A 12674-nucleotide genomic window follows, 5' to 3' on the forward strand; every position below is an offset into this window, starting at 1 on the left:
TATTAAATAACGTCGTATTTATGCCAATATTGCCGCTATTCCGGGAAGGGTTTTGCCTTCAAGGCTTTCCAACATGGCACCTCCGCCAGTAGAAACATAGCTTACCTTGTTTTCAAAACCGAATTGTTTCACAGCAGCGACAGAATCACCGCCACCCACTAAAGAAAAGGCGCCTTTTTTTGTTGCTTCATCAATATAATTTCCTATGGCAATGGTACCTTTGGCAAAGCTTTCCATTTCAAAAACGCCTATAGGACCATTCCATAAAATGGTTTTCGATTTTAAGATAACCTCCTTAAATATTTCCAAGGTTTTGGGCCCTGCATCCAAACCTTGCCAACCATCGGGAATCTCATTGGAATTTACAATCCTAGTGTTCGCTTTGTTGCTAAAGTCGTCTGCTGCCAATACATCTACTGGGATATGCACTTTAACTCCTTTTTTCTTGGCCTTGTCCAAAATTTCCAAGGCCAGATCCATTTTATCATCTTCACAGATAGAATCCCCAACCTTACCTCCATTGGCCTTCACAAAGGTATAGGTCATTCCACCACCAATGATGAGATGGTCCACTTTATCCAGGATGTTTTCAATGATCGTAATTTTTGAGGATACCTTTGCCCCTCCCAAAATAGCGGTCACAGGCTTTTCCCCTGTTCTCATTACTTTTTCTATGGCCTCGATTTCTTTGGCCAACAAGAAACCAAAACATTTTTTATCTGGAAAAAATTGGGCAACTATGGTAGTTGAGGCATGGGCCCTGTGTGCAGTTCCAAAGGCGTCGTTTACATAAATGTCCCCTAGTTTTGACAATTGCTCAGCGAAGTTCTTATCTCCTTTTTCCTCTTCGGCGTGAAACCTCAGGTTTTCCAATAGCAGCACTTCCCCGCTCTTTAATTCGGCCACAGCCTTTTCGGCAATAGGCCCAATGCTTTCCGTTGCGAATTTTACACTCACACCAAGCACTTCGGATACCTTATGGCAAATGTGTTTTAGGGACAGTGCAGGATTTGCATTTCCATCTGGCCTTCCTAAGTGGCTCATTAACACGGCACTTCCGCCATCTTCCAGTACTTTTATGATAGTAGGCTTTGCAGCTTCAATCCTATTGTCGTCGGTTACATTAAAATCCGCGTCCAATGGAACATTAAAATCTACCCTAATTAATGCTTTTTTACCTTTAAAATTAAAATCGTTGATGGTTTTCATTTGCCACTTATTTTTAGAGAGTGACAAATGTAAAGATTTATAGGTAGTGTTTAAAGAGACTATTCCATTTATTTACGCGTATTAGGACACAATATTGGTTTTAGACTAGTATATAATTGTATATCAGGTAAAATGTGGAGTGGTTTTATGAAAAGTAATGACCTTTGTTTCTATAATTTCCAAAGACTGCGCAGCAAGTGAATATCGGATAAAAACCGCTATATTTGGGCCATGCTATTCAAGGATATTTTAGGACTTTCCCATATAAAGAATCATCTGGTATCCAGTGCCGATGCAGGTCGTATACCCCATGCCCAATTATTCGTTGGCCCAGAGGGCTGTGGCACTTTGCCCATGGCTTTGTGTTATGTGCAGTACTTGCTTTGTGGCAATAGTGAGGGCGAAAATAGTAACGGCAATAGCGCCTGCAACGCCAAATTTAACTCCTTGGCCCATCCCGATGTGCATTTTGCCTTTCCGGTATCCAATTCGGACAAAGTAAAAAGTCATGCCGTTAGTGATCATTATTTGGAGGAATGGCGCCAGTTTATAAAAGAACAACCTTATGGAAATCTTTTTGATTGGTATAAATTAATAGGGATTGAAAATAAGCAGGGACAGATTGGCGTGGATGAGGCCCAGGATGTGGTAAAGAAACTGTCGTTGAAATCCTACGAAGGCGGATATAAGGCCCTGATTATTTGGATGGCCGAAAAAATGAATACCGCCACTGCCAACAAACTTCTGAAATTGATTGAAGAGCCACCGGACAAAACGGTTTTGATTTTAATTGCCGAAGATGAGGAGCAAATAATTCAGACGATACGATCTAGGTGCCAAATATTGCATTTTCCAAGGCTGTCGGAAGAAGCTATTTCACAAGCACTTATAGACAGGGGGGTTTCCAAGGAGGATGCCCATAGAATTTCTCATGAAGCCAATGGCAATTTTAATAAGGCCCTGGATTTCATGAACAACGATTCCGAGGATTTGGTATTTGAAAAGTGGTTTGTGCAATGGGTGAGAAGTGCCTTTAAGGCCAAGGGCAATAAGGCCGCGATCCACGACCTTATTTCATGGAGCGAAGTGGTGGCAAAGACCGGTAGGGAGACCCAGAAAAAGTTCTTGAGCTATTGCATGTCCGTAATGAGGCAGGCGCTTATGATCAACTATAATACCCGTGAATTGGCATTTATGAGGATACATGTGGAAGGGTTTCAATTGGAAAAATTTGCACCATTTGTGCATGAAAATAACATTGTTCCCATTGTCAAGGAATTGGAGGATGCCATATATCACATAGAAAGAAATGGCAATTCCAAACTAATATTGATGGATTTATCTATAAAACTAACGCGATTGCTACACAAAAAAGCCGCGTAAAGGAATTGTATAATCTTAAAGTCATTAACATGGACAACATATTAAACTATCCCACAGAGTTACTTCTTCTTCTTTTTCTAATTATAACCTTTCTTCAAAGTGCCTTGGACAAAATTTTGGATTGGAAGGGCAATTTATCATGGCTAAAAAGTCATTTTTCCAAAACGCCTTTTAAGAATATGGTTCCCTTTTTATTGGGTACGGTAATGGTAACGGAAATTGTTGCAGGAATACTGTGTGCCATAGGATTATTTTTGCTAATTGTTCAAGGAGATGGTTCCATTGCCTTGGCCGGTGCTATTCTTTCATGTCTGGCTTTGTTGATGTTGCTCTTTGGTCAGCGTATGGCAAAGGATTACGACGGGGCTAGAACCATAGCCATATATTTTATGCCGGCTATTTTCCTGGTGTTTTTGTTGCATTCCTAAATTTGTCTGCTCAAGTATTTTTTCCTGCTTGAGCCAACAAAAAAATACTGTATTCCACCAATTTAAACTAGTCATATATTATTTCTTGGGCACTACAGTGTCTTTTCTTAACCTAAAAATTGAATTATGGCAATACGTAAGCTAAACATACTGTATAGTCGGTTTTATACGCTTAAACCATGAGGTGATCACCATAAAAATCCGATTTAAGGACCTAATGGGTCGATTAAGAGTGAAAATTCGTCAAAATAGGCTTGGCCAGCGTAATCTTACCAACTTACTGGTTTGTGGAACAGTATTTATTTATAATTGCAATTTTTATAGTTAGGGTTGTTATAGGTAATTTTGAGCTAATGTTCGGCAGGGATAATCTTGTTCCAAAACAGCTGTGTTAAACTAGGACTGTAATGGATTTATCGCAAATTAAATCAAAATCGGTTGGACTGGTATTGTCCGGTGGGGGTGTAAAGGGTATGGCACATATAGGGATGATCCAAGCCCTTAACGAATTTGGCATTAGTACCCAGTCCGTTTCGGGCACTAGCGTTGGAGCCTTGGTCGGGGCTTTGTACGCCAATGGTAATTCTGTTGAGGAAATGCTACAGTTCTTTAAGGAAACACCCTTGTTCCGTTATAATTTTATGACGATTTTAAAGCCTGGTCTTTTGGATACAGAAAGGTATTTTGATCTTTTGGCTCGATACCTTCCCGGAAACACCTTTGAGTCTTTGGAACGCAAGCTTTTTGTAGTGGCCACCGATTTACAAAAAGGGGATGAAAAAATATTTTCTGAAGGGGAATTGATTAAACCCTTGTTGGCTTCTGCGGCACTGCCGCCTGTTTTTAGTCCGGTGTCTATTAATGGACGCTTATATGCGGATGGGGGTATTATGAATAATTTCCCCTATGATGAAGTTGCAGTTTCATCAGATTTTGTCATTGGCAGTAATGTTTCCGGTATCAGGGAAATTCCTAAAGAAGGAATAAAGTCGTCCCTACAGTTAGCCAATAGGACTACCTCTTTAATGATCTATGCCATAAATAGGAACAAGGTCAATAAATGTGACCTATTATTTGAGCCAAAAGCACTGGAGCTAATCGGTATTTTGGACAAAAAGGGAATTGAAAAAGCCTATACCATTGGTTACGAACATGCCGTAAGGGTAATGGAACAATTGTTTAAGCAGTCTTAGTTGTCCATATAGCGAGGCATTGGAATCAGCCAATCAACCCTAAATGTTTAGACGTCGTCGTAATCCACTGTTAAAGTAGGGGTTGTAGGGTGCGCCTGACAAGTAAGGATCAATCCTTCCGCTATTTCACTATCCGTTAGAATTTGGTTTTTTACCATGTCTGCCTTTCCTTCCTTAATACGGGCAATGCAACTACTGCACACACCACCTTGACAGGAATAGGGTGCGTCTATATTCTCCTTTAATACGGCATCCAGTACCAAGGTATTTTTGTCCATGGATAGGGAAAATTCCTCATCATCTACAATGACCTTGAGTTGGGTCTTTCCCTCCGGTTTCTCAGGGAGTTCGTCCTTGATCTCTGTGGAGGTAAACAATTCAAAATGAATCTTATCTTCAGAGATGCCCTTTTCCTTTAAATTTTCGGTTACCAACTGTATCATTGCTTCCGGCCCACAGAGATAGTAATCGTTAAACTCTAGATTTTTATGCTTGTTTTTAAGTACGTAATTCACCGTGGAGGCTTCTATACGACCAAAAATGGATTCATCCTCTTGGGTTTGACTCAATATAAAATAGATATGAAACCTATTGGTATATTCCAACTGAAGCTTAACCAAGTCTGTATAGAACATGGTTTCCTTATAGGATTTATTCCCATATACCAACACAAAATTGTTCTTGGAATTGGATTCCAAGACGGTTTTGGCAATACTCATGATCGGAGTAATACCGCTACCCGCCGCAAAGGCCACGATGTTCTTTGGATTAGGAGAGGGTTTAAAGATAAATCGGCCTTCAGGAGGCATTACCTCCAATACATCCCCTACCTTAAGTTTGTTATGTGCAAAATCTGAAAATCCCCCCTTATCCACTTTTTTTACACCAATCGTAATGCCCTCACATTTTGGAGAGGAGCTGATAGAATAGGCTCTTCGCAATTCCTTGCCCTTTATTTCCTTTTTAATGGTGATGTACTGACCTGCGGTAAAGGCAAAGGTTTGGATCAGTTCTTTAGGAATGGCAAAAGTTATTGCTACTGAATTTGGGGTAAGAGGTTTAATTTTTTGAACGGTAAGCGAATGAAAGTGGGCCATATTAAATCTTTGGTGCAAAATTAAGCAAAGCTGGTAGTATTTAAAACGGGAAACTAAAAAAATCAGAGTTGTTTGTAACAAATACCTTAAATTGAATACTAATTCGGCAGGTTTAACTATCCAAATACATGTTAAAGCACTTTCTTAGGCTTGAATGGAAATCCTTTTTTAGATCCGCCTCTTTTAGAGGCAATCTTGTCATAAAGATTTTTATGGTCTTTGGGGCACTTTATTTTATGGCCGTTTTTCTGGGCCTGGGCATAGGGGCTTTTTATATGATTGAAAATCAAGGTTGGGGAGATCCGCTCGTGGTAGTTAATCGGTATATGATTTATTATTTGGTGGGAGATCTATACATCAGGTATATGTTACAAAAAATGCCGATTACCAATATTAAGCCTTTGCTCTACCTTCCTATCAACAAAAGCAAGATAGTGGGGTATTCCTTGGGGAAAACGGTAGTTTCATTTTTTAACTGGGGGCATGCCTTTTTCTTTGTGCCTTTTTCTGTTGTACTATTGGTAGAGGGTTACTCGCCCATAGGAGTTATTGGTTGGCATTTGGGAATGATGGCGCTTTTTTTCTGCAATAATTTCATAAACGTACTGGTCAATAATAAAGACAATGTTTTTTATATGCTGCTGGGCCTTTTTTCTGTCCTAGGAATATGTCAGTATTACGAACTGTTCAATATAACTACCTATACCTCGCCATTTTTTGACGCGCTTTATGCGCAACCTTGGATGGCCCTTTTTACATGGGGTTTGCTAATAGCACTGGCCACTTCCGCTTTTACCTATTTTAAAAGGCATATGTATCTGGATGCCGGACTGGCAGGAAAAAAATCTTTGGCCAAAACGGAGGACTATGCCTGGCTCAACCGTTTTGGGAATTTGGGAACTTTTTTAAAGAACGATATAAAATTGATCAGGAGGAACAAGCGGTCCAAAACCGCTGTAATCATGAGTTTTTTCTTCATTTTTTATGGATTGTTCTTTTTTACTGGTGCCGTAGAGGCTTATGATGGTCCCGTTTGGAAGATATTTGCCGGTATCTTTATTTCCGGAGGGTTCTTATTCAGTTTTGGTCAGTTTGTACCCAGTTGGGACAGTTCCTATTATCCATTGATGATGAGTCAGAATATCAGGTATCGGGAATATTTAACTTCCAAATGGTATTTAATACTATTGGCCACTGTAGCAAGTACTATTCTAGCTTCCTTTTATTTATACTTTGGTTGGGATGCCTATTTGGCGGTCATTGTAGGGGCCATTTATAATATTGGGGTTAATTCCTATTTGGTGCTATGGGGTGGCGCTTATATTAAAACACCCATAGATCTTACATCCAATAAAAAAGCGTTTGGTGACAAACAGGCCTTTAATTCAAAAACCTTGTTGTTGACATTACCTAAGCTTATATTGCCCTTGGGAGTTTATGCACTGGGCCATTATATAATTAGTCCAACTGCGGGATATATTTTTGTAGGTATGGCGGGTGTTATCGGATTTGGATTTAGGAATAAGGTGTTTGCCATGATTGAGTCTATCTATAAGAGGGAAAAGTACAAGACGCTTGCGGCCTACAAACAAAAAGCATAAAAGAAAATAATCATGATCACAGTCCAAAATTTAACTAAAAAGTACGGGGATGCCATTGTTCTGAATATTGAAAGTTTGGAAATCCCAAAAGGTCAGAGTTTTGGTTTGGTGGGCAATAATGGTGCTGGTAAAACTACTTTCTTTAGTTTGATGCTCGATTTAATTCAGCCGACTACCGGACATATAGTTAATAATGGGGTGCAGATAGATTCCAGTGAGGCGTGGAAGCCTTTTACGTCGGCATTTATTGATGAAACATTTTTGATAGGGTATTTGACCCCGGAGGAGTATTTCTATTTTATCGGGGAAATTAGGGGACGGAACAAGGCCGATGTAGACCAGCTATTGGAGGGGTTCGAGGATTTTTTTCACGATGAAATTTTGGGCCAGAAAAAATATTTGAGGGACTTGTCAAAAGGAAATCAGAAGAAGGTAGGTATTGTTGCTTCCCTAATTGGTGATCCCGAAGTAATTATATTGGACGAACCTTTTGCCAACTTGGATCCAACGACCCAGATTAAGCTAAAAGGAATTATCAAGGAATTGGCATCCAGTAAAGAAGTTACCGTTTTGGTTTCCAGTCATGACCTTATTCATGTTACTGAGGTTTGCGAGCGAATCGTAGTGCTTAATAAGGGAGAACTGGTAAGGGATATACAGACTTCTAAGGAAACCCTTAAAGAGTTGGAGGTTTTTTTTGGAGGATAATATGTCTTGTCTTCCATGACGGTATTACCAATCTTCCCAATTTTCGCTTTCACCTTTCAATATGGTTACTGTCCGTTTTAAGTACGGCAAGTGCGAGGAGCATTTTTTATCAGAATATTTTCCCTAATGATTACTTTGGCCATGTTCAGAATTGCCCAATAACTTAAAATATTACCTTTTTTGTCGACCAACTACATAATAATCCGACTGTTTTTAAGTTAAGGATACGTACGAATACATAGAATTTTGAAGCTTCGCAATAGACTTATATTTTCAGTTGTTTTTGGAGGATTGGTTTTTAATGCCTGTTCCACCAAGAAAGATGCCTTTTTAAACCGTAATTGGCACGCCCTAAATACCAAATACAATACCCTGTATAATGGTAACATAGCTTTTGAGGAAGGGCGCGAAGGTCTCAATGCTGTTTACCAGGATAATTATTGGGAAATATTACCCGTAGAACGGCTGGAGGTTACTGAGGATATAAAGTTGGACTCCGAGGATAACAATCCCAATTTTCTTATTGCCGAGGAAAAGGCTACCAAGGCCATACAAAAACACAGTATGGATATTAAGGACGAGGAGCGCAATCCCCAAACCGATGAGGCTTTTCTGCTTTTGGGCAAGGCCAGGTATTTTGACCAGCGTTACATGCCCGCCTTGGAATCGTTCAATTATATTCTAAATAAATATACACAGAGCGATAAGCTTAACGAGGCAACCATTTGGAGGGAAAAGGTAAATATTCGTCTCGAAAATGAAGAGCTCGCACTGAAGAATTTAAAGCGTTTAATAAAGCAGGAGTATTTAAGCGACCAAGAATATGCCGACGCCCGTTCCATGATGGGTCAGGCTTACATCAATCTTAAAATTCCGGATACCGCCATTCAGCAATTGAAGATTGCATCGGTTTATACTAAAAAGAATCCAGAAAAAGGACGCTACCTTTATATCATTGGTCAATTGTATAATCAATTGGGATATAAGGATAGTGCCAACTATGCCTTCGACAAGGTCATCGATCTAAATAGGAGATCGCCCAGGGTTTATATGATCAATGCCCATCTACAAAAAATTCAGAATACAGAACTTACCGATGACAACAGGGAAGAAATGTACGAGTATCTTACGGAATTGGAAGAGGACAGGGAAAATAGGCCTTTCCTGAATAAAATATACCGTCAGGTAGCAGAATTCCATTTGGCAAATAAATCCGATAGCTTGGCCTTGGTGTATTTTAACAAATCATTGAGGGCCACTCAGAATATGCCCCAATTGAACGCCCTGAACTATGAAAATTTGGCGATTTATAATTTTGACCAAAACCAGTATAAACCTTCAGGGGCTTATTATGACAGTGTATTGCAAAATTTGAAAGAAAACACCAAAAAGTATCGGGAGGTTAAAAAGAAACTGGATAACCTGGAAGATGTCATTAAATATGAAGAGGTGGTACAGTATACGGATAGTGTAATCACCTTGTATGAGTATTCAATTGATGATAGGATAACCTATTTCGAGGATCATATTGCCCAATTGAAGGCGGTAGCCGAAAATGAAAGAAAGAAAGAGGAAAATATGGCCAATGCCGGGTTTGCGGCCTTTAATAAAACAAAGGGAGGAAAGGAAAACAAAGGAAAGTTCTATTTTTATAACATAACCACTTTGGGTTACGGCAAGAACGATTTTAAGGCCAGATGGGGGAAGAGGGCCTTGGAAGACGATTGGCGCTGGTCCAACAAATCCAAGGCACAAAATCTGGAGATAAATGGTGAAAACCTTTCAAACGCAGTAGGGAATAATATTGCAGCAGTAGGGGAAGAGGAAAAATATAGCGTTGAGTACTACCTTAGTCAAATACCTACGGATCCTATGTTAATAGATAGTTTAAGGACCGAGCTTAACTTTGCCAATTATCAATTGGGCCTGATCTATAAGGAAAAATTTAAGGAAAACCTTTTGGCGGCCGGTAAATTGGAGAGCGTCTTAAAATCCAATCCGGAGGAAAGACTAATAATCCCATCAAAATACAACCTGTACAAGATCTATGAGGAGTCTGGGAGTTCGTTGGCAACGGATATGAAATACAATATCATTAAAAACCATCCCGAATCCAGATATGCGGAAATCCTTTTAAACCCACAGGCCATATTAACGGGAAGTGCCGATAGTCCGGATGCCAAGTACCAACGCCTGTACAAGATGTTCCAAAATCAGGAATTTTTACAAGTAATTACAGGGGCCGAAGAAAATATCAGCAAATACACTGGCGACCCTATTGTGCCAAAATTTGAAATGTTAAAGGCCAATGCCATTGGAAGGTTACAGGGGTTCGAGGATTTTAAGGAGGCATTGAATTACGTGGCTCTTAACTACCCCAATAGTCCCGAAGGCAAAAAGGCGCAGACCATGGTTGCGGAGCAATTGCCAAAGTTGGAACCAAAGGTATTTTCCACCGAAACCGAATCTACGGGTACAGGAAACTGGAAGGTAGTATTTCCGCTTAAAATTAGGGACGATAAAAAGGCGCTTAGACTAAAGGAACTGTTGGAAAAATCTATAGAGGAGCTTAAGTATAAGAATGTAGTATCCAAGGACATCTATAATCTGGAAGATCAATTTGTAGTGGTTCATGGATTTAAATCCAAGGACTTTGCTCTGGGCTATGCCGAATTGATAAAAAACAACAAGGATTACCGGATCGATGACGAGAATTTCGTAATTTTATCCAACAACTATAAAATAATACAAGTACATAAGAATATAGCAGATTATAAAGCTCAGCAATAAACCCCAAAACCTTAGCAAAATGTTTTCAGACAACAAAAAACCTCGTGTTATGACAGAATTAGGCGGACAACCCAACAGAATTGAAAAAAACACCAAAATAAAAGGCGACATTGTTTCCGAGGCCGATTTCCGTATTGATGGAAAATTGGACGGTAACGTAAAAACCTCTGGAAAAGTGGTGATTGGTATAGACGGTTATATTCATGGCAAAGTGGAGTGTGTCAATGCCGATATTGAAGGTAATTTTAATGGAGAGTTGATCGTGGCCGATCTCTTATCCTTAAAGTCTTCCGCTGTAATTGAGGGTACAGTTATAGTCTCCAAATTGGCGGTTGAGCCCGGTGCCACTTTCAATGCATCCTGTACCATGAAGGGCAAGGAGGGGAAAGGTGCTGTCCATAGCACAACAAAACACTCAGCAACCACCAATGAGCCAGCAAAAGTCTCCTAAAAACAATAATGGATTAAAAAATGCGGCAATCCTTACCGGTGTTGCCATTGAAATGGGTGGAATAATTTTTTTGGCGGCCCAGGGTGGAAAATGGTTGGATGAATATTTTGAAATGGACTCCAAAACCTTTGTTATCGTGCTAACACTTCTGGGAGTGGCCATTGCTATTTATTTGGTTTTACAGCAATTGAAACGCATAAAGTATTAATGTCCAAGAATAAATTTCTTTTTACTTTTTACCTTTCCTTGATACTGTTGAGCCTGTTGGTATTTTGTCTTCACCTTCTCATACTTTATTTTTTCGGATTTCCTTTATTGGACCATATGATCGTTTTGGCCTATTTGCTCAATGTGGTGCTTGCCTTGATCATATTTTCCGTGCTTTATTGGTTCCGGGAGAAATGGAGGGATCAGATAGGATTTCTTTTTTTAGGGGGAAGCATGCTCAAGTTTTTATTTTTCTTTCTCGTTTTTTATCCCTTCTATAACGCTGACGGGAACATGGAATCCTTGGAGTTTACCACTTTTTTTGTTCCCTATTTGGTTTGCCTTCTTTTGGAGACATTCTTTACAGCCAGAATGCTAAATAGTTAGCATCAATTTTGTTTTCCATATTACTTTTAAGTTATGGTCCAAAATAAACCGTTTAATGCTTTTTTCTTTTTGAGATAAAAGCGTACATTTGCACGGATTTTTTGAGACCGATATTTTAAGCGATATGCAAAAACCATTTTACGTCAAAGTTCTTTTAGTTGTTACACTTCTTCTGGGTATCAATGCTTTCGCACAGGAAAAGGACCATTCGTCCAGCGAGGAAAAAGGAAGCCTAAAAACCGAAATCAAGGAATTTATTGGACATCACTTGTTGGATTCCCATGATTTTACCCTATTTACCATAGATGAAGAAAATAATGAGCATGTTGGTTTTCCATTGCCGGTAATCATCTGGGATGACGGTCTAAAGGTGTTCTCGTCCTCCAAATTCCACCATGGGGAATCCGTGGCCGAAGTGGATGGCAACTATTATGCCCTATATCATGGAAAAATAGTAAAAACGGATGCAGAAGGAACCATCAATTATGATGAAGATCATCATGCAACCAATGTAAAGCCATTGGATTTTTCCATTACAAAAAATGTCGTTTTTATATTTTTGGTGTCTGCCCTGATGTTGTTTTTGTTTGCCAGAATGGCCAAATCATACAAAACCAGCGCATTGCCCAAGGGGATAGGACGTTTGTTGGAGCCTATTGTACTTTATATTCGTGATGATATAGCTATTCCAAACATAGGCGAGAAGCATTACAAGAAATACATGAGTTATTTGTTAACGGTCTTTTTCTTTATTTGGATCATTAACCTTTTGGGGCTTACTCCGTTAGGGGTGAATGTTACCAACAATATTGCGGTAACCTTTGCTTTGGCTATCCTTACCTATTTGATCACTACGTTTACAGCAAATAAGAATTACTGGAAGCACATTTTTTGGATGCCGGATGTACCTGTATTTATGAAGATTGTTTTGGCGCCGATAGAGCTTTTGGGAACCTTTATTAAGCCTTTTTCCCTAATGATTCGTTTGTACGCAAACATTACGGCTGGTCACGTGGTATTGATGAGTATTTTGGGAATGATGTTTATCTTCAAAAACTGGATAGGAAGTCCATTGTCATTTGGTTTGGCATTTGCGCTTTCTTTACTGGAATTGTTGGTGGCGGCTTTACAGGCTTATATTTTTACGATGTTGTCCGCGCTATATTTCGGTTCGGCCGTTGAGGAGCATCACGATCACTAAATAGAATGTTTAATAATTA

General features: G+C 39.4%; 12 protein-coding genes. 10 read left to right on the forward strand and 2 right to left on the reverse strand.

Going from position 1 to position 12674, the window contains the following annotated elements:
• Positions 1 to 18 precede the first annotated feature (18 nt).
• Positions 19 to 1209: a phosphoglycerate kinase gene (locus B9Y87_RS15775; RefSeq protein WP_085499946.1), complete on the reverse strand. Its 1191-nt coding sequence runs from the start codon at positions 1207 to 1209 to the stop codon at positions 19 to 21.
• Between the two features lie 231 nt (positions 1210 to 1440).
• Here B9Y87_RS15775 and B9Y87_RS15780 point away from each other — a divergent pair, with 231 nt between their 5' ends.
• The 3 genes from B9Y87_RS15780 to B9Y87_RS15790 all read left to right on the forward strand — a co-directional run bounded on the left by B9Y87_RS15780 (position 1441) and on the right by B9Y87_RS15790 (position 4213).
• Positions 1441 to 2592 carry a DNA polymerase III subunit gene (locus B9Y87_RS15780; protein WP_085499947.1) on the forward strand — a complete coding sequence of 384 codons (1152 nt, stop codon included), beginning with the start codon at positions 1441 to 1443 and terminating at the stop codon, positions 2590 to 2592.
• 29 nt (positions 2593 to 2621) lie between these two features.
• Positions 2622 to 3020, forward strand: a complete 399-nt coding sequence (locus B9Y87_RS15785) for a DoxX family protein (protein ID WP_085499948.1) — start codon at positions 2622 to 2624, stop codon at positions 3018 to 3020.
• A 407-nt stretch (positions 3021 to 3427) separates the two neighbouring features.
• Positions 3428 to 4213, forward strand: a complete 786-nt coding sequence (locus B9Y87_RS15790) for a patatin-like phospholipase family protein (RefSeq protein WP_085499949.1) — start codon at positions 3428 to 3430, stop codon at positions 4211 to 4213.
• A gap of 47 nt (positions 4214 to 4260) precedes the next feature.
• Here the strand turns inward: B9Y87_RS15790 and B9Y87_RS15795 are convergent, their stop codons facing one another.
• Positions 4261 to 5310 carry a ferredoxin--NADP reductase gene (locus B9Y87_RS15795; protein WP_085499950.1) on the reverse strand — a complete coding sequence of 350 codons (1050 nt, stop codon included), beginning with the start codon at positions 5308 to 5310 and terminating at the stop codon, positions 4261 to 4263.
• A 128-nt stretch (positions 5311 to 5438) separates the two neighbouring features.
• Between B9Y87_RS15795 and B9Y87_RS15800 the strand changes: the two genes are divergently transcribed.
• From B9Y87_RS15800 to atpB, 7 genes are all read left to right on the forward strand, one after another.
• On the forward strand, positions 5439 to 6911 hold the full coding sequence (locus B9Y87_RS15800) for a DUF5687 family protein (protein ID WP_085499951.1): 1473 nt from the start codon (positions 5439 to 5441) through the stop codon (positions 6909 to 6911).
• A 12-nt stretch (positions 6912 to 6923) separates the two neighbouring features.
• A complete protein-coding gene (locus B9Y87_RS15805) occupies positions 6924 to 7619 on the forward strand; it encodes an ABC transporter ATP-binding protein (RefSeq protein WP_085499952.1) in 696 nt (231 codons plus the stop codon).
• Between the two features lie 246 nt (positions 7620 to 7865).
• Entirely contained in the window at positions 7866 to 10409 is a 2544-nt protein-coding gene (gene porW, locus B9Y87_RS15810) for a type IX secretion system periplasmic lipoprotein PorW/SprE (protein ID WP_085499953.1), read from the forward strand.
• A 19-nt stretch (positions 10410 to 10428) separates the two neighbouring features.
• Positions 10429 to 10860 carry a bactofilin family protein gene (locus tag B9Y87_RS15815; RefSeq protein ID WP_085499954.1) on the forward strand — a complete coding sequence of 144 codons (432 nt, stop codon included), beginning with the start codon at positions 10429 to 10431 and terminating at the stop codon, positions 10858 to 10860.
• Positions 10838 to 11068 (forward strand): AtpZ/AtpI family protein, encoded by a 231-nt coding sequence (locus tag B9Y87_RS15820; protein WP_085499955.1) that lies wholly within the window; start codon positions 10838 to 10840, stop codon positions 11066 to 11068. The genes B9Y87_RS15815 and B9Y87_RS15820 overlap by 23 nt, the downstream gene beginning before the upstream one ends.
• Positions 11068 to 11454: a DUF6168 family protein gene (locus tag B9Y87_RS15825; RefSeq protein ID WP_072860079.1), complete on the forward strand. Its 387-nt coding sequence runs from the start codon at positions 11068 to 11070 to the stop codon at positions 11452 to 11454. Before B9Y87_RS15820 ends, B9Y87_RS15825 begins: the two co-directional genes overlap by 1 nt.
• A gap of 124 nt (positions 11455 to 11578) precedes the next feature.
• Entirely contained in the window at positions 11579 to 12655 is a 1077-nt protein-coding gene (gene atpB / locus B9Y87_RS15830) for a F0F1 ATP synthase subunit A (RefSeq protein ID WP_085499956.1), read from the forward strand.
• Positions 12656 to 12674: the final 19 nt, after the last annotated feature.

Source organism: Arenibacter troitsensis (assembly GCF_900177645.1).
Classification (GTDB): domain Bacteria; phylum Bacteroidota; class Bacteroidia; order Flavobacteriales; family Flavobacteriaceae; genus Arenibacter; species Arenibacter troitsensis.